We start from the raw sequence: 23,773 nt of genomic DNA, 5'->3' as shown, positions 1-23,773 counted from the left end.
TGGGAGGGATCATGGCACGAGTTGACTTCCGGGGCGTTCTCACGGCGTCCGCGATGGTCGCCGCGTCACTGCTCGCGTCGACGATCGTAGCGCCTGCTGCCCATGCGGCCGGCAAGCACTGGGGGCCTATCTACGCCAAGAGCGGCCACACGGCCATCGGCTCCGCAGATGGAGACTTCGCCAACAACGGGGGTGTCTACGCGACGGTCGGCGCCAATTGGCGTGACCTGCGCAACGATGGCATGCCTACGTTCGTAAGGGTGGAATTCTTCTTCCTCGTAGAGGGCAAGTGGGAAAGCGCGGGCAGCAGCGAGTCCGCCCGAACCCACACTCACACCAACGGACCCCTGTCCCGCAGGCTGAGGCATGAAGCGACCGCAGCACGCGCCGCGATTCACGTGTGCGTCGACCGCAACGCCCTCCCAGACTTCTGCTCGCGCGACGCGATCGTGTCTTTCAACTACTAACCCGATTTCTGCCTGACCGTACGGCGCGGCACACAGGCCGACGACTACCTGTGCTCGGCCCTCCGTCGTGATCGAGGCGGGACAAACCAGCCCAGGAGCAGCGGCACGCGCTGCGGGAGCTGGGCATCGAATGGGCGTAGTACCGCCCCTCGGCGGATCGCCGCAACAGAGCAGCCCGGCCCGCCCGATGCCCCGGACAAGGCGGGCTTACCGGAGGCCGCGGCGGTCGAGGCGGTGGAGGAGGCCGGGGCGGCGCTGGTAGTCCTCGCGCACGCGGGTCAGGCGCTGGTGGAAGTCGGTGTCTCGTCCGGTGTGGGCGTATGCGTCGCGCAGGTCCGCGAGGAGGGTTACGGCCTGGTCGTAGGCGGTGGTCTTCTTGGTGGAGATGTGCGCCTCGATCTGCTGCCAGGCGGATTCGGCATCGCCAGCGAGGGCTGTCAGGTGCTCGGCGCGGGCGGTGGCCCGTCACAACCGACCCCTTCGCCGCCCTCGTCGCGGTCCTCACCGCCACCGCGCGGAGCTGACGGATAAGCTGGCCGGGGCACCCGAAGGAGGACACGATGACGACCGCTTGGGACGCTCTCCCGCCGTGGATGCTGCCGCCGCGGCCGAGTGGGTGGGAGGCCGATGACCTCGACAACGCACCCGGCCTCCCCCGACACACCGAGCTGATCGATGGAGCGCTGATCTTCATGATGTCACCGCAGCGGTCCTGGCACGCCCGCGTCGTCACCCGGCTCACGACCGCGCTGGACGATCAGGCCCCCGAGGGCTTTTTGATCGACCGGGAAATGACGGTCAAACTGAACGAGAAGAACCGGCCCGAGCCGGATGTCCTTGCTGTCACGGTCCCCTACGACCCGGACCGTACGCGCTACTTCCCCGACCAGGTCGCCCTCGCCATCGAAGTCGTCTCGGACGAGTCCGCCGACCGGGACCGGTCGCTGAAGCCGTTCAAGTACGCGCAGGCGGGTATCCCGCACTACTGGCGTATCGAGGAGGAAAATGGCCACCCCGTCATCCACACGTACGAGCTGGACGACACCACCCGCGCCTACGTCGCCACCGGTATTAACCGCGAGCGCATGAAGACAGCGGTCCCTTTCGGCATCGACCTCGACCTGCCCGGTCTGGTCCGCTGATCAGGGCAGGGAGTCGAAGGAGACCGGGTCGGTGACGGCGTCGGTCCAGGCCAGGGCGTACGCGTCTGCTCCCGCCTCGGTCACAAGACTGCGCAGATCGTCGGGAACGAGCGCGCGCGGTCTGCTCGCTCATAGCCGGACTCCCTGCTCGGCATCGGGACGGCGAGCGCGATGACCGGCTCACCACCGACGAGTGGGCGGAACTCGCGTTCCTGCGCGAGGAGAACGCCCAGCTCAAGCGGGCGAACGAGGTCCTGCGGACGGCCTCGGCTTCTTTCGCCGCGCAGCTCGACCCGGCCCAGGTGACTGCGCTCCGCGCCGAGCATCCGCACCTGGGGGTCGAGCCCGTCGCGTTGTCGCGAGCTGTCCAATGTTGTGGTCCACGCGCTCCAGTCGCCGCAGCCGAAGACACCGCGGGCCCGTCGGCGCAGCCGGGACGCGATCGGAGGGCCCGCTGCCCTGGGCGGGAGACAGTCGCTGCGTATGCGTATCGCCCGGCAGGCTGCCGGCGGCGCTGCACGGGTGACTTTCGACAATCGGTCCGGCGGGTCTCTGTCAACTGTCCCCCATGCCCGCGCTGCTGGACCGTCCGTACCCTTCCTCCATCCTCAGCGGTGCGACGACGCATCCCGCACATCGCCCGCAATGTCCCCGTGGGCGTCGCCCCTGGGCCTGGAAGGTGGCTCGTATGGCACTCGGCATGGGTTGGAAACTTCGCGGGGACGGCAGTACGCCGCCTCCCGGAGAGGTGGTCCGGCCTGATCAAAGGCTTTCGTGGGGTCGCACGGTGGGTCTGGGGGCCCAGCATGTTGTGGCCATGTTCGGTGCGACGTTTGTGTTCCCGCTGGTCATGGGGCTGGATCCGAACCTTGCGATCATGATGTCGGGGTTCGCGACGATCGTCTTCCTGCTGATCGTGCAGGGCAAGGTCCCCAGCTATCTGGGCACCAGCGCGGCGTTCGTCGGTGCGGTGGCGACCATTCGTGCCTCGGGCGGTGACAGTGCGACGGTGACCGGTGCGATTCTGGTCGCCGGTGCGGTGCTCGCCCTGGTCGGCCTGCTGATCCACCTGGTCGGTGCGCGGGTGGTGAACCGGGTGCTTCCGCCGGTGGTGACCGGTGCGGTCGTGATGCTGATCGGCTTCAATCTCGCGCCGGTGGTGGCGCAGGTGTACTGGCCGCAGGATCAGTGGGTGGCGCTGGCGACGATGGCGGCGGTGGTCGCGATGACGGTGCTGCTGCGCGGGTTCTGGGCGCGTATCGCCGTCTTCCTCGGCCTGGTCTTCGGCTATGTGCTGTCCTGGGTGCTGGACAAGAGTCTGGGCCAGATCGTGTCGGTACCCGCGGGCAGCACGGACGGCACGGCAGTCGCGCATTTCCGGGTCAATCTCGACGGTGTGTCCCAGGCCGACTGGTTCGGTCTGCCGGGCATGCACGCCCCGGACTTCAAGACCTCGGCCATTCTCGTTGCCCTTCCCGCCGTGATCGCTCTGGTCGCGGAGAACGCCGGGCACGTCAAGGCCGTCGCCGAGATGACGGGCGAGGACCTGGACGGCTCGCTGGGCCGGGCGATCGCCGCCGACGGTGTCGGCACCGTGATCGCCAGCTCGGTCGGCGGCTCGCCGACCACCACCTACGCGGAGAACATCGGCGTCATGGCCGCCACCCGCGTCTACTCCGTAGCCGCCTACTACGTCGCGGCCGCCGTGGCCGTGCTGTTCGGTCTGTGCCCCAAGTTCGGCGCGCTCACCGCCGCGACCCCGGGCGGCGTCCTCGGCGGGATCACCGTGGTTCTCTACGGCATGATCGGCCTGCTCGGCGCGAAGATCTGGATCGAGAACAGAGTCGACTTCGCCAACCCCAAGAACCTCGTTCCGATCGCCGCCGGACTCGTCATCGGAATCGGCGGCGTCAGCGTGACGATCTCCGACGACTTCACCATCAGCGGCATCGCACTCGGCACCCTCGTCACCCTCCTCGGTTACCACGCCCTCAACGCCACCACCCACACACACGACCGCGGGACCGGAGACGAGGCGGCCGGAACGAGCGAGCACCCGATCCGGCCGGACAGGACCGTGTACGCCCGGATACCGGAGGGGCCCCTCCCGTAGTTCTGCGCCGCCCCCGTCCTGGCTGTGCGTCGCGGCACCGTGCGGCCAGGACAGGCGCAGGACTCGCACCGGCGCGGACCGAGAACGGCGATCCTCCGCACGGCGGCCGTTCCCCCGCTTCGCCTGCTGTCCCACTGCCTCCTCCTCGGAAGGCGGAGAAATGGCCTACCGCACATCTCTTGAGGGACTCCCCTTGGAACCGTTGATCACGCCAGAGCTGGCGAGCCACCCGCAGGTCGTCTTCGAACGGCTGCGCGCCGCGCACGGCGCTGTCGCCCCCGTCGATGTCCTGGGCGTTCCCGTGTGGCTGGTTCTCGGATACCGAGAGGCGCTCGAGGTCCTCCGCAACGAAGGGCTCTGGCGGAAGGACATCAGGCACTGGAAGGCGTTCGCCGAGGGGCGGATTCCCCTGGACTCGCCGCTGGTTCCCGTGCACGCGGTGGGCCACGTCGCCAACCAGGACGGCCCGGCGCACCGTCGGCTGCGCGGCGCATGGGGGCCCTCACTGGAAGCCTTCGAGGCCCCCGCAAGACCGCAGGCCATAAGGCTCAGGATGGCCGTCACCCGGTATGCGGACGGGCTTCTGGACGTCCTGTCGCCCGGCCGCAGCCGCGAGGGGTGGGCCGATCTGTGCGGCCAGTACGCGCGTCCCCTGTCGCTGATGGTCGTGGGCCGGCTCCTGGGGCTCGTCGACGAGGAGGACGACGACATGCTCATGGACGCCTGGCGTGTGCTGGACGCCGGGCCCGACTCCTTCGTCGCCGCCGAGAATCTTCTGGCGGCCCTCGGCAAGCACGCCGCTGAGAAGCGGGCCAGGCCGGGTGAGGACTTCCCGTCGTACTTGCTGGCCGTAGAGCCCAGCCTCACCTTCGACGAACTCTGCCAGGAGCTGATGATGCTGATCTCCGTCGTGGGGGATTGCACGACGCATCTCATCTCCAACACGGTGGCCGAGGTGCTCACCGGCGGCGGCGGAGCACGGGACGGCTTGTCCGTCCACCAGATGGGGGAGATCATCAACCGGGTGGCGATGGCCAATCCGCCCCTGGCCAATCTGCCCTTCCGGTTCGCGGCGACCACCACCCGGCTGGGCTCCTATGCGATCGCCGCGGGCGACCCGGTGATGGTGTCGGTGGCCGCCGCTCACTCCGATCCGGTGTTCGGCGGCGGGATGGCCGGTGAGGCGCTGGTCAGCTCCCGTGCCCATCTGGCCTGGGGAGCCGGGCCGCATCATTGCCCCGGCCGCGATCTGGCCACAACGGTCACCACGATCGCCCTCACCCGCCTCTTCGAGCGCTTCTCCCGCATCGAACTGGACATCCCCGGCGGACAGCTGACCTGGCGGCCGTCTCCTCTGATGCGAGGGCCCGAAGCGCTCCCGGCACGCCTCGAGCTCGCCAGGGACCCGGTCGCCGAGGTCCGTGTCACCGATGCCTTCGGTGGCTCGGACGTCGCGCGTCTCTCGCCCGCCTGGCAGCGGCACCGCTCGTCGTTGTGGCGCTTCCTCACGGAGCTCCACCGCGAGGCGTGACGCCGGGTCGGTGAGCGCTGGGGCATCGAGCCCGAGCGGCGCTGGGGCCAGGTGCTGCGCGGCGACCTCGCCGAGCCCGCACCGTCCGCCCGCGGCGAGCGCAGCTGCGGATCCTGGCTGTTCATCGGCCTGGCCGGTGTCACGCCGCTGGTCGGCGGTATCGGTGTCGCCAACGCCATGGTGATCTCCGTTCTGGAACGCCGCCGCGAGATCGGACTGCGCCGCGCGCTGGGCGCCAACCGGGGCAGATCCGGGGCCAGTTACTCACCGAATCGATCGTGCTGTCCGGCCTCGGGGGCCTCGCCGGAATCACTATCGGCGTTCTCGGCACCATGGGCTACGCGGCATACAAGGACTGGTCGCCGGTCATCCCGCTGCCCGCGGTGACCGGTGGGCTCTGCGGCGCGGTGCTCGTCGGCGTCGTCGCCGGCGTCCATCCGGCCGTCCGCGCCTCCCGGCTGTCCCGACCACGGCGCTGGCCTCGGCATGACGCGGCGCCCCGGGCGGCGGGCCGCGACAGCCACCGGTTGGCGAATCCGGCCGCTGTGTTCTCCTTGGCGGTCCGAGGGGGTGCCACGCGGGCTGGGACGGGTTCACGGACTCGCCGCAGCAGGATGAGCCGGTCGGAAAACCCTGAGCGTGCGGATGACGGTTTTGTCGGCGGAGGAGTAGGGCCCCGGGGCCCTACTCCCGGCCGTGTACCTCCGCAGGGGTGGGCCGGGAGTAGTTGTTGGCAGTAGTCCTCGCGGCGATTGGCCGGGGGCTATTCCTGGCTGGCGCAGGGGTCGCAGCAGGAGGGGGCCGGTTCGACGCAGACGCTGACGGTATCGGTGTTGTTGGTGGTGTCGGGGTCCTTTTCGTTGCCGGTGGCGGTGGCGGTGTTGCTGAGCAGGCCGGCTTTGGTGGCCTTGGCCCGCAGCACGAGGGTGGCGGTCGAGCCGTCGGCCAGGTCGCCCACGGTCCACTGCCCGGCGGCCGGGTCGTGGCTTCCGGTTGTGCCGTCGGCGGACAGGAAGGTGAGGCCCTCGGGGAGCTGGTCGGTGACGATGACTCCGGTGGCGTCGTTCGGGCCGGTGTTGTGGACGGTGATGCGGTAGGTCACGGTCTGGCCGACGGTGACGGTGGTGGCGTCGGCTGCCTTCGTCACGGTCAGGTCGGCGGCCGGCTTGACCTGTGTGACCTGTTCGTTGGAGGTGGATGTCAAGGGCTCCGGCGTGTCGCCGAGCCGGTTGTCGTAGGAGGCGGTTGCGGTGTTGCTGATCTGCTTGCCGGCGCTGGCCCGGTCGATGACGGCCCGGTACTCCACCGTGGTACCTGCCGGCAGGGTCTCGGTGCTGGGCAGGCTGCCCCCTTCCACAGCGGAAGCGCCGTTGCCGAGATGGAAGACAACCTTGTTCGCCGCGGCGTCGTAGTACGCCTGGTCGTCACCTTGCGCGTCGCTCTTCGCTCCGGCGTTCGGGCCGTCGACGATGCGCAGGGAGCCGGGCAGGTACGTCGTGCCCTGCGGGATGACGTCGGTCACGATGAGGTTCCCTGCCCCGCCGCCGCCTTCGTTCTTCGCGGTGATGCGGTAGGTGACGACGTCGCCCACCTCCAGCGACCCCGCGGGAATGGCGGTCTTGGCGAGTTCCACGTAGGGGGCGGTGCCGAAGAAGATGCCGTCCAGGAAGTTGCCGACGCTGGGGTTGCCTCCGGCGGCTGAGATGGAACGGAAGGCGAAGCGCGTCAGCGTCTGGCCTGCCGGGACGGTGTAGGTGCCGGTGTAGTAGCCCCAGGCGGTGGTGCCGTCGGTGAAGCGCCTCTGCTCCACAGTGGCGCCCGGCGCGCCGATGTCCAGCGCCATGGTGTCGTCCCCCTGGCGGCCGCGGTGGTACAGCCGCCAGTACAGCTTCGTACCGGGCGTGGTCGGCAGGTCCTGGTAGAGCGTGGAGACCTCGTAGGCGTTGAGCTCGGCGAACTGGGCGCCGTCGGCAGCCGGTACACCGTTGAAGCCCGAATGCCACAGCTCGATCTTGTGGTCGGAGGCGGTGGTGAGCCAGCCGGGGACCCGTTTGGCCGCCTGCGTCTGTGAGGCGTCCGGCAGGATTTCCACACTGGTCACGGCGGGCTGTTCGAAACTGCCGTTGGCCAGGGCGACGCGGAGCGGAGCAGCGGGAGGTGTGGTCATGGTTCTTCCCCTCGAGACGCTTCTGGAATGCGCCGCCGGCCGGCGGCCGCACACTGCGCGCCGTGGCGGAGCCGAAACATCCCGTAGCGCATCGCATCCGAGCGAACACGTAAAGTGATGAGTGAAGGGCTTTGGCCAATCCCGCGAGGCACGTTTGCGGAATCCGCCCCCGGAACCACTCCCCCCACGCCGTCATACATGAGACCACGGCAACCGCAGCCACCACACATGCCTCCCAACTCGCTCCCGCCCACCCCGTCATGGCCGAAAGTCCCCGTTGAACCTTTGCGGTTATCCCTGCTCAGAGTGAATCGGCCACCGGCGAAGTTGACGCCTGTCCGCCTCGCGGCAGATCAACGGCCTGGTGCGGCTCGGTGAGACCCTGCTGGCTGCGTTGAACAGCGTGGCCGTCCGCGAGCCGGAGTGGCTGGCCGACTGGGTTCCGTCCGACTGGTTCGACCGGTACGCGAACCGGTTCGAAGGCACCCGCCTGCCCAAGGGGAAGGCGAAGCAGACCGAGCTGATCGAGCAGATCAGCGCCGACGGGCTGAGGCTGCTGGCGGCCCTTCACGGACAGGACGCTCCTGCGTCCCTGCGGCTGCTTGACCGGGCCCAGACGCGCAGGACGCTCCTCCGTCCCTGCGGCTGCTTGACCGGGTCCAGACGTTGCGGCAGATGTGGGTCCAGCAGTACCTCGTCGACGACGGGCAGGTCCGTCGCCGGGACCTCAAGGACCGGCCGCCTGGCGCGGAGCGGCTGGTTACGCCCTACGACACCGACGCGCGGGGCAGCGTGAAGCGCGGCGTCTTCTGGGACGGCTACAAGGTCTCCACCTCACCGAAACCCGCGAGCCGGACAGCCCGAACCTGATCACGCACGTCGCTACGACCGACTCCACCGTCCAGGACGTACGCCTGGTCGCCCCGATCCACGCCCACCTCGCCGAGCGTGACCTCCTGCCCGACCGCCACCTGGTTCGGCGCTGGAGATCGTCGGACAGGACGCTGACCAGCCGCACGCCCAGGCTGACCGGCGGGTCCCGGCGCTCGTCCACCATCCGCTCCAGGTCCTTCGCGGGCAGCTCGCGCAGCACCCCGAGGGTGTCTGTTCGTGCACGGCGTCGTGGTAGCCGCTCAGCAGGACCGCCGAGCCGACCCGCACCTTGGCGACCTGCTCGGGCCGGTGGCCGTACCCGATGTCCCGTTGCGGCAGGCCGAGCCCGAAGCGCTCCCCCAGCCCTGGGCCCGCCACACCTGGCCAAGGTCGAAGGCGCCCGAGACATGGTCGTCCTGGACCCGGGTCAGAAGCCAGACGAGCCAGGCGATGGAGTTGGCCCCGGGAGCCGGGCGGGCGTGCAGCTCGGCCGGTCCGAGGCCGTCGAGCGCGGCCTGGGGTTCTTCGCGGATACGGCCGAAACCGTCGATGAGGATGTCCCGTGCGTGCCTACGTCCACCATCGCGCGGTCCTGGGCGCCGAGCAGCGTGATCAGCGCGCGGGCCGCCGGACTGACGGCGGTCTCCGGTGGCAGCAGCACGACCGTCTCGTACACCGCCTCGTCTGTGCCGCTCAGCGGCAGGGCCGCCAGGTTGGGCCGCTTGTGCCGGAAGTGCTGGGGTACGACGGCGATCCCGAGGTTCTCCTCGACCAGGTCCAGCAGGCTGTGCACGTCGTTCACCTCCAGCGCGACCGTGCGGCGCACCCCGGCCGCGGCGAAGGCGGCGTCGGTGCTGCGGCGCGTGCCCCAGTCGGGGTGGAAGTCGACGAAGACCTCGCCTGCCAGGTCGGCCAGCGCGAACGCGGCCCCCGGCGCGGCAAGGGGGTGCCGCGGATGGCACAGTACGGTCATCGGCTCGCTGGTCAGCGGCGCCGAGCGCAGCGGGTCCGGGTCGTCCTGGGTCCGGTAGGCGAACGCCAGGGCCAGCCGCCCGGCCGCGACCTCCTCGGCCAGCGCGGCCGAACCGGCCTGTCGCAGCCGTATCTCCACGTCCGGGTGCCCTCGCCGGAACGCGGCCAGCAGCCCGGCCACATGCACTCCGGCGACGCACTGCTCGGTGCCCACCGCCAGCGTCCCGCGCAGCACGCCCTGCACCTCGGCCACCGCCTCGTGCGCCGCCCTGACCTGAGCGAGGATCCGCTCCGCCGCGGCGAGCAGCGCCCGCCCCGCCTCGGTCAGCGTCACCCGCCGGGTGGTGCGCACGAACAGCGGCGCGCGCAGTTCCCGCTCAAGGGCGCGGATCGACGCCGACAAGCCGGACTGGGACACCATCAGCCGCTCGGCGGCCCGGGTGAAGTGCTGGTCCTCGGCGACCGCGACGAAGTGCTGGAGGTGGCGCAGTTCCATGATTGAGAAGCATAAGCGCTGAATCCCATCCGATTCTCCTGTTGGACCACTGCACCGGGCCCGGGAAAAGTAGGAGCGGCAGATCCGACACCCCGTGTGCCAACCCCCAGGAGTCGCGTTGTACACCGCACACCCCGACCGCTACGCCGACATGCCCTACCGCCGGGCCGGCAGCAGCGGATTGAAGCTCCCCGCGCTGTCGCTCGGCCTGTGGCACAACTTCGGTCCCGACCGGCCGGCCGGGACCCAGCGCGCCATCCTGCGCCGCGCCTTCGACCTCGGGGTCACCCACTTCGACCTGGCCAACAACTACGGCCCGCCGCCCGGCGCCGCCGAGTCCGCGCTCGGCGAGGCGCTGCGGGCGGATTTCGCGCCGTACCGCGACGAATTGGTGATCTCCACCAAGGCCGGGTATCTGATGTGGCCCGGTCCGTACGGCGAGTGGGGCTCCCGGAAGCACCTGCTGTCGTCGCTCGACCAGAGCCTGAAGCGCATGGGCCTGGAGTACGTCGACGTCTTCTACTCCCACCGCCCCTCCCCGGAGACTCCCCTGGAGGAGACGATGGGCGCCCTGCACTCCGCGGTCCAGCAGGGCAAGGCGCTCTACGTCGGCGTCTCCAACTACTCGGCGCAGCAGACCCGCGACGCCGCCCGCATCCTCGGCGAGCTGGGTACTCCGCTCCTCATCCACCAGCCCCGCTACTCGATGCTCGACCGCCGCCCCGAGGACGAGGGCCTGCTCGACGCGCTCGACGAACTCCAGGTCGGCTCCATCGCCTACTCGCCGCTGGAACAGGGCCTGCTCACCGCCCGCTACCTGGACGGCATCCCGGAGGACTCACGGGCGGCGGGCGACAGCCCGTTCCTCGGCTCCGACGCCGTCACCGGCGAACTCGTCGCCAGACTGCGCGCCCTCGACGCCATCGCCCAGTCCCGCGGCCAGACCCTCGCCCAGCTGGCCCTGGCCTGGGTCCTGCGCTCCGGCCGGGTGACGTCGGCTCTGGTCGGCGCGAGCAGCCCGAAGCAACTGGAGGACAGCGTCGCGGCCACCCGCAACCTGGACTTCGACCCCGAGGAACTGGCCCGGATCGACGCGGTCGTCAGGCATTGAGCAGCGTGTTCCCTTCCGAGAACGGTCGGCGAGGGTCGGGCAGGCCGCCGGTGGCGAACCTGCCCCGCCAGGTGCGCACCGTGTCCACCTGCAGCAGCGTCTGCGCGGACATCCGGGCATGGGAGCACCAACGGGCAGCCGGCAGCACGATAGTTGCGCGCTGGGCTCGGCGCCGGTAGGAGCCGTGATCGCTGGTCGGTGCTTTCCGAGAGTGGCCGATGTGTCTGGCTGTTGGGTGTGAGCGGGTTCGAGGTCAGGGCAGGGTGAGGATGCGGGGGCCGTCCTCGGTGATGGCGATGGTGTGTTCGATGTGGGCGGCTCGGCTGCCGTCGATCGTGCGCAGGGTCCAGCCGTCGGGGTCGGTGCGGTATTCGTTGCGTCCTCCGGCCATGAGCATGGGTTCGAGGGCGAGGGCGAGGCCGTGGCGCAGGGGGAAGCCGCGGCCGGGTCGTCCGTGGTTGGGGACGTGGGGGTCTTCGTGCATCTGGCGGCCGATGCCGTGGCCGCCGAAGTCGGCCGGCATGCCGCAGTCGGCCTTGCGGGCGACCGTGCTGATGGCGTGGGAGATGTCGCCGATGCGATGGCCGGTGGTGGCGGCGATGCCGGCGTCCAGGGCCTGCTGGGTGGCGGCGATGAGTTCGAGGTCGGCGGGACGAGGGGTGCCGACGGTGAAGCTGATCGCGGCGTCGCCGGTCCAGCCGTCGAGTTCGGCTCCGCAGTCGATGCTGACCAGGTCGCCGGCGCGCAGGCGGTAGTCGTCGGGGATGCCGTGCGCGACGGCGTCGTTGACGGACGCGCAGATCACGGCGGGGAAGGGGATGGGGGCGAAGGAAGGCTGGTAGCCCAGGAACGGAGAGCGTGCTCCGGCCTTGGTGAGAACGGTGCGGGCAGCTTCGTCGAGCTCGCGCAGGCGAACTCCCACGGCTGCCGCTGCACGGGCAGCCGCAAGTGCGTGGGCCACGACGCGTCCTGCTTCCCGCATCGTCTCCAGTGCCGTGTCGGTCTTGATCTCCACCATGTGCCGTGACTCCCTGCGATGCGACGCTGCCCAATACTTATACCGGTATTAGTATCACGGGCATGGTGAGAGTTCCTTTGAGTCCGCAAGAGCGGCAACGCGGAGAGCGCTTCGGGATCCTGCTTCGCCGGGCCCGCGGTGACCGCAGCATGGTCGACGTGGCAGCAGCCGCCGGGGTGTCCGCTGAAACCCTCCGCAAGATCGAGACCGGCCGAGCCCCGACCCCGGCCTTCTTCACCGTGGCAGCCTTGGCCCACGCCCTGCACCTGTCACTCGACGACCTGGCCGCCGCCTGCGCGGAAGAGGCCGAAGGCGGCGAGCAGGCCGTGTCGGCGTGACCAGACACGGCCGAGTGACGGGGGAGAGCGTCCCTGACGTAGCACGGCAGCACCGACCTGAACCGCACGACCCAGATCGCTGAGCACCTCACGGCATGGTTCGGACTCCTATGTCAACCCCGAAGGATTTCGAGCGTCGACCACTTATGGCCAATGGCCGGCGCTGGAGCGAGATGAGCATGCGGCCGTCCAGGCCGGCGACGCCGACGCCGCCCACGCGTCGGCGTCCTCGATGCCAGCGGCCTCGTAGGCGACCAGATCACGGGGGTGCAGCATGCGGCCGCCGATTGTCCCACTGCCCTTCTGGCACGAGCCGTTGTGTTTTCGCTGGACTCTGCGTCCGGGTCCAGATCCGCTCCATCTTCCACGCCAGCCGCCGCGGAACGGCTGTCGATCAACTACCGGCGCAGGACACTAGCGGGTCCCGGCGCGGGCGCTGATCGCTGCGATCAGCAGGTCGACCAAGAGCGCGAAGCTGTCGGGCGAGTCGAGGGGCGGGATGTGGTCGACGGTGGCCGCAAGGTTCGGGTACGCCTCGGCGGGCAGCTTGCGGTAGTCAACGTGCCAGGCAAGAAGGTCGGCGTCGCGCGTGGGCGCGTCCAGGGCGTGCAGTGCGGCGTCCATGCTGGAGTACGCCAGGACCGCGTCGGCGAAGACCCGGTAGCAGCGGGCGGCCTCCGTCTCGTCAAGCCCGGCCCGGCGCATGCAGCCGAGGATGTGTTCGACGACCTCGAACTCGTGCTGCCGCCGTGCGGTGCGGGCTGCCACCAACTGACCGACCTGGGAGTGGGCGAGGAAGGCGTCGTGGATGCGGCCTGCCACGGCGCGCAGATCTGCTGCCCAGTCGTCGGTGACGGGAAGTCCGCCGGAGGTGACTGCGGCGTGCAGAAGGTCGATGAGGGCGAGCAGCAGCTCGTCCTTGTCCCGGAAATGCCGGTAGATCGCTGTCGGATGTGCCTCCAGTTCGCGCCCCAGCGCCTCGAAGGTGAGGGCCTCCATGCCGTCCCGGTCAGCGATCCGGAGTGCGGCCTCGGCAATGACCTGCTGGTTGAGACTGCCCCGTGGCCGTCGGGGCCTGCGCTGCGGCTTGGCCGCCATCGAGGTTGGATCCTCTCCGTATGAGTGTGCGGCCAGTTCTGTACCGACCTGGGCAGAGCGCCCCCAGGATGCTATCTGTCGGCCGCCTTCCTGCTGCCAATCGGCAGATTATCTGTAGTCGATGCCATTGACTATCCAATTGGCTTGAACCCACACTGAGGCTCCGCTCCCCCGGCACCACCTCCGCTCATCCCAGGAGGCTCCGCATGCCCACTCCCGCTCCGTCCCCCGCAACGCCCGCGACCGATCAGTCGGGGCCCCCCGCCACCGCACCCTCCGGGATCGAGGTCCACTCGATCAACTGGATCCCCGCCGCCGAACGGCACGGCACTCCCGCGCATCTCGGCGCTTTGTGGTTCGTCGGCAACATCAACCTCACGGCGATGGCCACCGGCGTGACGGCGCTCAGCATCGGCGCCGGGCTCATGTGGACTCTGATCGCCACCGTGCTCGGTTCGCTGTTCGGCACCTTCTTCATGGCCTTCCACTCCGCCCAGGGACCGCAACTGGGCCTGCCCCAACTCGTGCAGTCCAGACCCCAGTTCGGCTATCTGGGCGCGGCGCTGACGGTGTGGGTCTTCGCCCTGGTCAACTACGTCGCCTACAACACCTCCGACGCGATCCTGTCCGGCGACGCGCTGCACACCCTGTTCGGCCTGAGCGAGAGCTACGGCTACTTCATCGCCGCCTCCGTGGCCGCTCTGATCGCGCTGTACGGCTACCGCTGGATCCACCGGGTGAGCCGCTGGCTGACCTGGCCGCTGGTCGCCGTGATGATTGTGGTCACCGTCGCCGCCCTCGCTGACGGCGGCCTGCCAGCGGACGCATTCTCGTTCGGCGGATTCAAGGCGGCAGCCTTCATGACCGCGTTCGTGATCGTCGCCGGCTTCCAGCTTGGCTGGGCCCCGTATGTTTCCGACTACTCCCGTTACCTGCCCGCCGGTGTCGGGGTGCGGTCCACTTTCTGGTGGACGTACCTGCCCAGCGCACTGTCCGGGATCTGGGTCTTCGCCATCGGCGCGGTGGCCTCGGCCGCCTACCCGGACGCCACCCCCGTGGCCGCGTTCAAGCAGATGGCCGACAACCTGGTCGGCGGGCTCGGCTGGTTCATGGTCGCGGCGCTCCTGCTCGGCCTGCTGTCAGTGATGGCGATCAACCAGTACGGCGGCATGATGTCGATCATCTCCATCTGGGACAGCTTCAAGCCCGTCCGATCGACCCGCACAATCCGCGCGGTGTGCATCGCTGTGATGTTCGCCCTGGTCTGGGGCGTGGCCCAGTTCGTCGGAGTGGACCGGTTCAACGCCTTCTACGGAAACGTACTGATCTTCCTCGCCTACCTGTTCACACCATGGACCGCGATCAACCTGGTGGACTACTTCTTCGTCCGTCGAGGCGCCTACTCGATCCGAGAGATCTTCAACCCCCAGGGCATCTACGGCCGCTGGGGATGGCGTGGCAACCTGGCCTACCTGTTGGCCATAGTGGCGATGATCCCGTTCGTCGTGACCACCCCCTTCACCGGCTTCGCCGCATCGGCACTGGGCGGCGTCGACTACTCCATGTTCGTCGGACTGCCCGTGGCCGGCCTGCTCTACCTGATGTTCTGCCGCTCACTCGACATTCCTGCGGAGCGCCGCATCGTCGAAGAGGAAGGTGTACTCGACCTTGCCCACTGACCGGGCCGACCTCATCATCACCGGTGCCCGGGCCCGCCTCTCGGCGGGCCGCTGGGCCTCGGCCGTGGCCGTACGCGACGGGCGTATCGCCGCCCTCGGCGACGATACGGACGTCCTGGAGCTGGCCGGGCCAGGTACGGAAAGGGTGCACGCTCCCGGCGGACTGGTACTGCCAGGCTTCCAGGACGCTCACGTCCACGCACCCTTCGCCGGCCGCAATCTGCTGCGCATCTGGCTCAACGACCTGGAGGGACGCCAGGCCTACCTGGACGCCATCGCCGCCTACGCCAGGGCCAACCCCGACGAGCCGTGGATCGTCGGCGGCGGCTGGGCCATGGAGCACTTCCCCGGCGGCACCCCCCGAAAGGAGGACCTCGACGCGATCGTCCCGGACCGCCCCGTCTTCCTCTTCAACCGGGACGTGCACGGAGCCTGGGTCAACTCCCGTGCCCTGGAGTTCGCCGGGATCGACCGCCGCACTCCCGACCCCACCGACGGCCGGATCGAGCGCGACCCGGTCACCGGCGAACCAACCGGCACCCTCCACGAGGGCGCCGCCTACAGCTACAACGACACCCACGTCCCGCTCCCTGGCCAGGCAGAATGGGAAGCCGCGATCCTCACCGCCCAGGGACACCTGCACGCCCTCGGCATTACCGGCTGGCAGGACGCCTGGGTCACCCCCGCCACCCAGCAGGCGTACCAAACCCTCGCCGCCGACGGACGTCTCACCGCCAGGGTGGTGGGCGCGCTGTGGTGGGACCGGCACCAGGGTCTGGAACAGATCAGCGATCTGCTTGCCCGGCGCGAGCGTGGACTGGCCGTCACATCACCCCGCGCGCACCTGGGCTCGGGCTTCCACCCGACCTCCGTGAAGATCATGACGGACGGGGTGCTGGAGAACCACACCGGCGCGCTCCTGGAACCGTACTGCGACGGCTGTGGTGGGCACAGCGACAACCGCGGACTCACCTACATCGACCAGGAAGTGCTCGCCGCCGCTCTGGTCGAGCTCGACGGCCACGGCTTCCAGGTGCACCAGCATGCAATCGGCGACCGCGCGGTACGCAACGCGCTCGACGCTGTGGCCGCGGCCCGCGCCGCCAACGGCGTCGGCGACCGGCGCCACCACATCGCTCATCTGCAGCTGGTCCATCCCGATGACATCAAGCGCTTCGCCGAACTGAACGTCGTGGCCAACCTCCAGACGTACTGGGCCAAGAACGAACCGCAGATGGACGACCTGACGGTGCCCTTCCTCGGCCCCGAACGGGCACTGCGGCAATACCCCTTCGCCGACCTGCTCGCTTGCGGCACCCGCCTTGCCATGGGCAGCGACTGGGCGGTCACCACCGCCGATCCGCTGCGGCAACTGGAGGTTGCGATCACACGGACCGATCCCGACAACCGCAGCAACGCCCCTTTCCTGCCCGACCAGCGGCTGCCCCTCGACGATGCCCTGGACGCCTTCACGCTGGGCTCGGCCTATGTCAACCACGACGAGCAGGCAGGCGCCGTGGAAGTCGGCCGCCGCGCCGACCTGGTGCTCCTGGACCGCGACCTGTTCGCCCCCGGCTTCGTCACACCGGACGCGGCACCGCTGGCCGATGCCCGGGCCGTGCTCACGATCGCCGCCGGACAGGTGGTGTACCGCCCCGAGTAGCCGGACCTTGGCGGCGCCTGGCCGGGCAGGCTCTGCCAGGCGGTTTGGTCCTGGGGTTCCACATCGACGCGTGTCGGTGCCCTACTCGGATTCCCGCCTCGCGCCACCTGATCTCTGATCGGCCCTCGCAGAGCTCGACACGGTGCCTCTGCGGCCCGGGCTGCCGCCCGACGCTCCGATGCCCGGTACAGGAGCACGTTCGCGGTGACAGGAGCACGTTCGCGGTGAGTGGGGCCGCAGCGCGCGTTCTCTCCCGTTCCACGGTCACGGCTTCGCGCGTTGCGACAGGCAGAGTGGGACGTCATGAGTGGTGGCAGCGCCTGGACCGGAACTGCGGTTGCGGCCGTCACCGCAGGCTACGCGCTGTTCTCTCGCCGCCCGACCTCGCGCCCGTGTCGGCTCCGATGATGTTCACCGGCTTCGGTGCGGTCGTACCCGCTCTGGACAGGCAGTGAGAAGACCTGCCACCGGCCCTCCAGCTCAGGATCCATCGATGGTAGGCCGCACCAGAAGCTCGATGGAACGAACCGGAAGTGATCGTGAACCCGCACCGCCGTCAGACGGTGCCCCATCCGGGCCAGCTCAGCTGCGGCAGCCCGCGCCGCATCTTCGTCGGGCAGGCACAGTGTGTACTGGACACCCCAGGCGGGAGGAGCGGCGGCCATCAGCTGCACTGCCAGGTAAACCTCGCCCGGTCGAATCGGCGCTCGGCCAGGTCCTTCGGGCGGATCAGCCAATACAGGGCTCCGGCCTCGCCCCACGTCATGTCTGCGGCGTCCTCGCTGTCGAACTGTGACGATGGAGAATCTTGCGATAAGCACAGCCGTCGGCACGTCCGCCGTGGGCCCGATCGGGATGCAGACGCTCCTCCGCCAGCGTCGAAAGCATGACGATCCGCTGCCCGACCTGCGGCGGAGGCGCTTGTGGCCCTTGACTGGGCCGGGACCCTCGTTCCTGCCGGGGGTTTGGTCACAATCAGGTTTCGGACACTTGCCCTCCCGCTTGTAATCGTTTTCAATCCCTCCATGTAATCGATTCCAGGGAGGGATGCGTCAATGGCGAGCATCAAGGACGTGGCGTCCCGCGCGGATGTCTCCGTCGCGACTGTCTCCCGCGTCCTCAACGGTCATCCGTCGGTCCGCCCGGCTACCCGCAGCCGGGTGCTGTCCGCGGTGAACGAGCTCGGCTACCGGCCGAATGCTGTGGCCCGCTCGTTGCGCACGGACCAGACCAGAACGCTCGGGCTGGTCATCAGCGACGTGCTCAACCCGTTCTTCACCGAGCTGGCCCGCTCGGTCGAGGACGAGGCGCGCAGGCTCGGGTACAGCGTCATCATCGGTAACGCCGACGAGCAGCCGGATCTGCAGGACCATCACGTGCGCACCCTGCTGGAGCGCCGCATCGACGGGCTGCTCGTCAGCCCAACCGACAGCGGTTCGCCCCTGATACTGGAGGCCGCCCACGCCGGCACTCCGATGGTGTTCGTCGACCGCTGGATTCCAGGAGTCGATGTCCCGGGTGTGCGTACCGACGGCCGTGAAGCGGTACGGGACCTGGTCGCCCATCTCTGCGGGCTCGGCCACCGCAGACTCGCCATCATCGCCGGCCCTGCGGTGACCACCACGGGCAGCGAACGCGTCGAGGCATTCCGCGACGCGCTGCGTGAGCACGGTCTGCCCCTGCCGGAGGAGTACATCGGGCAGGGCGACTTCCAGGCGGCAAGCGGACGGCGTGCCACCGCCCGCTTCCTGGAACTGCCCCGGCCGCCCGAGGTGATCTTCGCGGCCGACAACCTGATGGTGCTCGGCGCGATGGACGAGATCCGGGCTCGCGGACTGCGCGTGCCCGACGATGTGGCGCTTGCCGCGTTCGACGACATCCCGTGGTTCGTCCACACCGATCCGCCGATCACCGCGATTGCCCAGCCCACCGGCGAACTCGGTCGCGCCGCTGTGCGAGCGCTGATCGAGCGAGTGGAAGGCCGGACCGCATCGTCGGTCACCCTCTCCGCCCGCCTCGTAGTCCGCCGCTCATGCGGCGAGCCCGAAGGGAGAAGTCGTTGAGCAGGCCGAGTACTTCTGAAAAGCCCGTGGACCAGACCGAACTGCTCCGCATGGAGGGCGTGACCAAGTCGTTTCCCGGCGTGAGGGCACTCGACGGAGTCGATTTCGATCTGCGCCGCGGTGAGGTGCACGTCCTGCTGGGCGAGAACGGCGCGGGCAAGAGCACGCTGATCAAGATGCTCTCCGGCGCCCACCGCCCGGACGGCGGCCGGATCCTGGTTGACGGCGACCCGGTACGCATCCACGGTGCCCAGGACGCCGAGCGGCTCGGTATCGCCACCATCTACCAGGAGTTCAACCTCATCCCCGCGCTCAGCGTCGCCGAGAACATCTTCCTGGGACGGCAGCCGCGCCGGTTCGGCATGATCGACCGCCGGAAGATGAACGCCGCCGCCGCCGAACTGCTCGCCCGCGTCGGTGTGGACGTCTCCCCGCAGACCCCGGTCGGCGCACTGGGCATCGCCAAGCTGCAGATGGTGGAGATCGCCAAGGCGCTGAGCCTGGACGCCCGGATCCTGATCATGGACGAGCCGACCGCGGTGCTCACCACGGAAGAGGTCGACAAACTGTTCCGGATCGTGCGCAAGCTGCGCACGGACGGTGTCGGCATCGTCTTCATCACCCACCACCTGGAGGAAATCGCAGCCCTTGGCGACCGGGTGACCGTGTTGCGCGACGGCCGCAGCGTCACCCAGGTCGGGGCCGACACCCCGGAGGACGAACTGGTACGGCTGATGGTCGGCCGCAGCATCGAGGCGCAGTATCCGCGCGTGCGCGGCGACATCGGCGCACCGCTGCTGAGCGTCACAGGACTCACCCGCAGCGGAACGTTCCACGACGTCGCCTTCGAGGTACGGGCCGGTGAGGTGGTCGGTCTGGCCGGCCTGGTCGGAGCCGGGCGTACCGAGGTCGTCCGCGCGGTCTTCGGCGCCGACCCCTACGACCGCGGCACCGTAGTGGTTCTCGGCAAGACCCTGCCGCGGCACAACGTGAGCGCCGCGATGGACGCCGGCATCGGCCTCGTCCCTGAGGACCGCAAGGGGCAGGGCCTGGTTCTGGACGCCACCGTCCAGGAGAACCTCGGCCTGGTCACGCTGCGCCGCTCCACCCGCGCCGGTTTCGTCGACCGGTCCGGACAGCGTCGAGCGGCCGAAAAGATCTCCGCCCAGCTCAAGGTGCGGATGGCCGGCCTGGGGCAGCACGTGCGCACCCTGTCCGGTGGCAATCAGCAGAAAGTCGTGATCGGCAAGTGGCTTCTGGCCGACACCAAGGTGCTGATCCTCGACGAGCCGACCCGCGGCATCGACGTGGGTGCCAAGGTCGAGATCTACCAGCTCATCAACAAACTGACCGCATCCGGCCACGCGGTCCTGATGATCTCCAGCGACCTCCCCGAGGTGCTGGGCATGAGCGACCGGGTCCTGGTCATGGCCAAAGGCCGGATCGCCGGTGAACTCCCCGCGCACGAAGCAACTCAGGACTCCGTCATGGCCCTGGCGGTCCAAGTCGCGTCCGATTCGAACGAGAAGGAGGGCTCCCGTGGCCACTGACGTGCTCAGCAGAGGCAACGGCCCGGGCAAGGGTCTGGACACGAAACCGACACGCGTGGACGGCCTGCGCCGACTGCTGCTCGACAACGGTGCGCTCAGCGCCCTGGTGGTCCTGGTCGCGGCGCTGTCGCTGTTGTCCGGCGACTTCCTGACGACCCAGAATCTGCTCAACGTCGGCGTCCAGTCGGCCGTCACGGCGATCCTGGCCTTCGGTTCCACGTTCGTGATCGTCTCGGCGGGCATCGACTTGTCAGTGGGCTCGGTCGCCGCGCTGTCGGCCACCGTGCTGGCCTGGACAGCGACATCGCAGGGACTGCCGGTCTGGGCGGCGGTCCTCCTGTCCATCGCCGCCGGCATCGCCTGCGGCCTGGTCAACGGCGTACTGGTCTCTTTCGGGAAGCTGCCGCCGTTCATCGCCACGCTGGCGATGCTCTCCATCGGCCGCGGCCTGTCCCTGGTCATCTCCCAGGGCAGTCCCATAGCCCTGCCGGACTCCGTGTCCTCGCTCGGCAGTACGCTCGGCGGCTGGCTCCCGGTACCGGTACTGGTGATGGTCGCGATGGGCCTGATCACGGCCGCCATCCTGAGCCGCTGCTACATCGGCCGCGCGATGTACGCGATCGGCGGCAACGAGGAGGCAGCCCGCCTCTCGGGCATCCGCGTCAAGCGCCAGAAACTCGTGATCTACGCGCTGTCCGGTCTCTTCGCCGCGGTGGCGGGCATCGTCCTGGCCTCCCGTCTGTCCTCCGCCCAGCCCCAGGCCGCTTACGGCTACGAGCTCGACGCGATCGCTGCGGTCGTCATCGGCGGAGCCAGCCTGTCCGGCGGAGTCGGCAAGGCGTCCGGAACCCTCATCGGCGCGCTCATCCTCGCCGTGCTCCGCAACGGCCTCAACCTTCTGTCGGTCTCGGCCTTCTGGCAGCAGGTCGTCATAGGCGTGGTCATCGCGCTCGCTGTCCTGGTGGACACACTGCGCCGCCGGGCCTGACCCGCAGTCCCGCGCACTTCCCTCCCTGAACCAGTCTCACTCATAAGGACATGCCATGAACACCAAGAAGATCGCGATCACCGCAACCGCCGTCGCCGCGCTCGCCCTCACCGCCACCGCCTGCAACTCCGGCTCGTCCGGCTCCACGGGAACGAAGGTGGGCCTGTCGATCTCCACCCTCAACAACCCCTTCTTCGTCCAGTTGAAGGCCGGGGCACAGGCGGAGGCCAAGGCCGAAGGCGTCAGCCTCACCGTCACCGACGCCCAGAACGACGCCTCCCAGCAGGCGAACCAGATCCAGAACTTCACCAGCCAGAACATGAAGTCGATCATCATCAACCCGGTGGACTCCGACGCCGCGGGCCCCTCTGTGAAGGTCGCCGGCAACGCCAACATCCCCGTGATCGCCGCCGACCGCGGTGTCAACGGCGCCGAGATCGCCACCACCGTCGCGTCGGACAACGTCGAGGGTGGCAAGCTCGCCGCCAAGACCATGGCCGAGCAGCTCGGCAACAAGGGCACCATAGTGATTCTGCAGGGCACCGCCGGCACCTCCGCCGCCCGTGAGCGCGGCCAGGGCTTCGCGGAAGGCCTCAAGGCGTACCCGGGCATCAAGGTCGTTGCCGAGCAGCCGGCCGACTTCGACCGCACCAAGGGCCTGGACGTCATGACCAACCTGCTGCAGGCCCACACCGGTATCAACGGAGTCTTCGCACAGAACGACGAGATGGCGCTCGGCGCCATCAAGGCCCTGGGCAGCAAGGCCGGCAAGTCCGTCAAGGTCGTCGGCTTCGACGGCACCCCGGACGGCCTCACGGCGGTCAAGGCCGGGACCCTGTCCGCGACGGTGGCCCAACAGCCGAAGGAACTCGGCAAGCTGGCCGTCCAGAACGCGGTCAAGGCCGCCAAGGGCGAGAAGATGACCGACACGGTCAAGGTCCCGGTGAAGGTCGTCACCAAGCAGAACGTCGCCGGCTTCTCTTCCTGACCCACTCGCCCACAAACGTGAGGAACCCAAGGATGTGCGGCTACGACCTGCTGGTCGTCGGGTCGGCCAACGCCGATCTGGTGATCGGTGTTGAACGCCGCCCTGCGGCCGGAGAGACCGTACTCGGCTCCGACCTTGCCACCTACCCGGGCGGCAAGGGCGCCAACCAGGCCGTCGCGGCCGCCCGGCTCGGTGCCCGGGCGGCCCTGCTCGCCCGGGTCGGCTCCGACCCGCACGGGCGGCTGCTGACCGACTCGCTGACACAGGCCGGCGCGGACACGACCGGTGTCCTGGTGGGTGACGCGCCCACCGGCGTGGCCCTGATCACGGTGGATCCCTCCGGCGACAACAGCATCGTGGTCTCGCCCGGAGCCAACGCACGGCTCTCCCCGCAGGATGTGCAGGCGGCCGGTGAGCTGTTGGCCGCAGCACGGGTGGTTTCCCTGCAACTGGAGATCCCGGTGGAGACCGTCGCCGCCGCGGTTCGTGCCGCCGCGGAGGCCGGAACGCGTGTCGTGCTCAACCCCTCGCCGCCCGTGCCGCTTCAGGCCGAGGTGCTGGCCGCCTGCGATCCGCTGGTGGTCAACGAGCACGAGGCACGGTTCTTGCTGCGGGCCGACGACGACGCGGCGGCGGAGGAGGACACCCCCGAGGAATGGGCTGCCGCGCTGCTTGCGCGCGGCCCCCGCTCGGTGGTCGTCACCCTCGGGCCCTCCGGCGCGCTGGTCGCCGGCCCCGCCGGTACGACCCGCGTCCCAGGAGTCCCGGTGGCGGCGGTGGACACCACCGGCGCGGGTGACGCTTTCACCGGAGCCCTGGCCTGGCGACTCGGCACCGGCGACGACCTGGAGACAGCCGTACGGTTCGCCGTACGGGTCGGCGCTGCAGCCGTCACCCGTGCCGGTGCCCAGCTGTCCTTCCCCACCCTCGATGAGGTCGAAGCCCTATGAAGAAGAGCGGAATTCTCAACCGGCAACTCGCTGGAGCACTGGCCGGCCTGGGGCACACCGACCTGGTGATGATCTGCGATGCCGGCCTCCCGATCCCAGCGGGCGTCGAGGCCGTCGACCTCGCCTTCCGGGCGGGCACGCCGTCCTTCGCCGAGGTGCTCGACGGCATCCTCGACGAACTCGTCGTGGAGGGCGCCACAGCCGCGCAGGAGGTGAGCCTGCGCAACCCCGCTGCGGCCGGGCTGCTCCACAACCACTTCCGCCGGCTTGAGCTCATCCCCCACGAGGAGCTCAAGCTCCGCACCCGTGAGGCCCGCTTGGTGGTGCGCACGGGAGAGGCAATGCCGTACTCGAATGTGCTGCTCCGCTGCGGCGTCCCGTTCTGACGGGAGGGAGTTGGTACAGCGGCGAAGCGGCCCGTGCTCGATGACCGCGTCGGGCGGCCGGCCGACTGCCGGAGCGGGAGGAAGTGCCGGTCGCCTTGGCGCTGGGGCGGTCGTCGTCAGGGCTGCGTCGCCGGGTCCGCCGCCAGAGGTCGGCGGACCCTCGACGCGTCGGCAACTTGC

At 69.3% G+C, this 23,773-nt stretch carries 20 protein-coding genes and 5 pseudogenes; 18 read left to right on the top strand and 7 right to left on the bottom strand.

Annotated elements, in window-relative coordinates; translation table 11 throughout:
• The first annotated feature begins 11 nt into the window (after positions 1-11).
• The 7 genes and pseudogenes from OG293_RS36185 to OG293_RS36155 all read left to right on the top strand — a co-directional run.
• Complete coding sequence (locus OG293_RS36185) at positions 12-467, top strand: hypothetical protein (protein ID WP_406002975.1); 456 nt, start codon at positions 12-14, stop codon at positions 465-467.
• Between the two features lie 234 nt (positions 468-701).
• Positions 702-998: a hypothetical protein gene (locus OG293_RS36180; protein ID WP_406002974.1), complete on the top strand. Its 297-nt coding sequence runs from the start codon at positions 702-704 to the stop codon at positions 996-998.
• Positions 999-1,027: 29 nt separating this feature from the next.
• Entirely contained in the window at positions 1,028-1,609 is a 582-nt protein-coding gene (locus tag OG293_RS36175; RefSeq protein WP_406002973.1) for a Uma2 family endonuclease, read from the top strand.
• 188 nt (positions 1,610-1,797) lie between these two features.
• Positions 1,798-1,887: pseudogene (locus tag OG293_RS36170) on the top strand (XRE family transcriptional regulator); the annotation flags it as partial.
• 410 nt (positions 1,888-2,297) lie between these two features.
• On the top strand, positions 2,298-3,722 hold the full coding sequence (locus OG293_RS36165) for a uracil-xanthine permease family protein (protein WP_406002972.1): 1,425 nt from the start codon (positions 2,298-2,300) through the stop codon (positions 3,720-3,722).
• A gap of 160 nt (positions 3,723-3,882) precedes the next feature.
• Entirely contained in the window at positions 3,883-5,253 is a 1,371-nt protein-coding gene (locus OG293_RS36160) for a cytochrome (RefSeq protein WP_406002971.1), read from the top strand.
• A 108-nt stretch (positions 5,254-5,361) separates the two neighbouring features.
• Positions 5,362-5,743 (top strand): annotated as a pseudogene (locus tag OG293_RS36155) (ABC transporter permease); the annotation flags it as partial.
• A gap of 273 nt (positions 5,744-6,016) precedes the next feature.
• Here OG293_RS36155 and OG293_RS36150 read toward each other — a convergent pair.
• A complete protein-coding gene (locus OG293_RS36150) occupies positions 6,017-7,420 on the bottom strand; it encodes an isopeptide-forming domain-containing fimbrial protein (RefSeq protein WP_406002970.1) in 1,404 nt (467 codons plus the stop codon).
• Positions 7,421-8,095: 675 nt separating this feature from the next.
• Between OG293_RS36150 and OG293_RS36145 the strand changes: the two genes are divergently transcribed.
• The gene (locus tag OG293_RS36145; RefSeq protein ID WP_406002969.1) at positions 8,096-8,290 is read left to right on the top strand and encodes a hypothetical protein; all 195 of its coding nucleotides are present in this window, start codon (positions 8,096-8,098) and stop codon (positions 8,288-8,290) included.
• Positions 8,291-8,402: 112 nt separating this feature from the next.
• Here OG293_RS36145 and OG293_RS36140 read toward each other — a convergent pair.
• Positions 8,403-8,826 (bottom strand): annotated as a pseudogene (locus tag OG293_RS36140) (DinB family protein); the annotation flags it as partial.
• Positions 8,721-9,761 (bottom strand): LysR family transcriptional regulator, encoded by a 1,041-nt coding sequence (locus OG293_RS36135; protein ID WP_406002968.1) that lies wholly within the window; start codon positions 9,759-9,761, stop codon positions 8,721-8,723. The pseudogene OG293_RS36140 and the gene OG293_RS36135, both read right to left, overlap by 106 nt.
• A gap of 118 nt (positions 9,762-9,879) precedes the next feature.
• Between OG293_RS36135 and OG293_RS36130 the strand changes: the two genes are divergently transcribed.
• Positions 9,880-10,872 (top strand): aldo/keto reductase, encoded by a 993-nt coding sequence (locus tag OG293_RS36130; protein ID WP_406002967.1) that lies wholly within the window; start codon positions 9,880-9,882, stop codon positions 10,870-10,872.
• Here the strand turns inward: OG293_RS36130 and OG293_RS36125 are convergent.
• Both OG293_RS36125 and map read right to left on the bottom strand, forming a co-directional pair.
• On the bottom strand, positions 10,862-10,984 hold the full coding sequence (locus OG293_RS36125) for a hypothetical protein (protein ID WP_406002966.1): 123 nt from the start codon (positions 10,982-10,984) through the stop codon (positions 10,862-10,864). The two genes, OG293_RS36130 and OG293_RS36125, sit on opposite strands and share 11 nt — an antisense overlap.
• A gap of 141 nt (positions 10,985-11,125) precedes the next feature.
• A complete protein-coding gene (gene map, locus OG293_RS36120; protein WP_406002965.1) occupies positions 11,126-11,890 on the bottom strand; it encodes a type I methionyl aminopeptidase in 765 nt (254 codons plus the stop codon).
• 62 nt (positions 11,891-11,952) lie between these two features.
• Here map and OG293_RS36115 point away from each other — a divergent pair, with 62 nt between their 5' ends.
• Positions 11,953-12,228 (top strand): helix-turn-helix domain-containing protein, encoded by a 276-nt coding sequence (locus OG293_RS36115; RefSeq protein WP_406002964.1) that lies wholly within the window; start codon positions 11,953-11,955, stop codon positions 12,226-12,228.
• Between the two features lie 414 nt (positions 12,229-12,642).
• On the opposite strand, the gene OG293_RS36110 is transcribed toward OG293_RS36115, so the two are convergent.
• The gene (locus OG293_RS36110) at positions 12,643-13,326 is read right to left on the bottom strand and encodes a TetR/AcrR family transcriptional regulator C-terminal domain-containing protein (protein WP_406002963.1); all 684 of its coding nucleotides are present in this window, start codon (positions 13,324-13,326) and stop codon (positions 12,643-12,645) included.
• Between the two features lie 206 nt (positions 13,327-13,532).
• On the opposite strand from OG293_RS36110, the gene OG293_RS36105 reads away from it, so the two are divergent.
• Positions 13,533-15,005, top strand: coding sequence for a purine-cytosine permease family protein (locus OG293_RS36105; RefSeq protein WP_406002962.1), 1,473 nt, complete (start codon positions 13,533-13,535; stop codon positions 15,003-15,005).
• Positions 14,995-16,668 (top strand): amidohydrolase, encoded by a 1,674-nt coding sequence (locus tag OG293_RS36100; RefSeq protein ID WP_406002961.1) that lies wholly within the window; start codon positions 14,995-14,997, stop codon positions 16,666-16,668. The genes OG293_RS36105 and OG293_RS36100 overlap by 11 nt, the downstream gene beginning before the upstream one ends.
• 664 nt (positions 16,669-17,332) lie before the next feature.
• On the opposite strand, the gene OG293_RS36095 is transcribed toward OG293_RS36100, so the two are convergent.
• A complete protein-coding gene (locus tag OG293_RS36095; protein ID WP_406002960.1) occupies positions 17,333-17,434 on the bottom strand; it encodes a DUF1963 domain-containing protein in 102 nt (33 codons plus the stop codon).
• Between the two features lie 289 nt (positions 17,435-17,723).
• Here OG293_RS36095 and OG293_RS36090 point away from each other — a divergent pair, with 289 nt between their 5' ends.
• The 6 genes and pseudogenes from OG293_RS36090 to rbsD all read left to right on the top strand — a co-directional run bounded on the left by OG293_RS36090 (position 17,724) and on the right by rbsD (position 23,593).
• A complete protein-coding gene (locus tag OG293_RS36090; protein WP_406002959.1) occupies positions 17,724-18,731 on the top strand; it encodes a LacI family DNA-binding transcriptional regulator in 1,008 nt (335 codons plus the stop codon).
• A 50-nt stretch (positions 18,732-18,781) separates the two neighbouring features.
• Complete coding sequence (locus OG293_RS36085; protein WP_406003819.1) at positions 18,782-20,281, top strand: sugar ABC transporter ATP-binding protein; 1,500 nt, start codon at positions 18,782-18,784, stop codon at positions 20,279-20,281.
• Positions 20,271-21,266 (top strand): annotated as a pseudogene (locus OG293_RS36080) (ABC transporter permease); the annotation flags it as partial. The gene OG293_RS36085 and the pseudogene OG293_RS36080, both read left to right, overlap by 11 nt.
• Positions 21,267-21,351: 85 nt before the next feature.
• Positions 21,352-22,257: pseudogene (locus tag OG293_RS36075) on the top strand (substrate-binding domain-containing protein); the annotation flags it as partial.
• A 32-nt stretch (positions 22,258-22,289) separates the two neighbouring features.
• Positions 22,290-23,207, top strand: coding sequence for a ribokinase (rbsK, locus tag OG293_RS36070; protein WP_406002958.1), 918 nt, complete (start codon positions 22,290-22,292; stop codon positions 23,205-23,207).
• A complete protein-coding gene (rbsD, locus tag OG293_RS36065) occupies positions 23,204-23,593 on the top strand; it encodes a D-ribose pyranase (protein WP_406002957.1) in 390 nt (129 codons plus the stop codon). The genes rbsK and rbsD overlap by 4 nt, the downstream gene beginning before the upstream one ends.
• Positions 23,594-23,773 lie beyond the last annotated feature (180 nt).

It is taken from the genome of Streptomyces sp. NBC_00829 (assembly GCF_045161795.1).
GTDB lineage: Bacteria > Actinomycetota > Actinomycetes > Streptomycetales > Streptomycetaceae > Streptomyces.
This window is presented reverse-complemented; position numbering and strand designations above follow the sequence as displayed.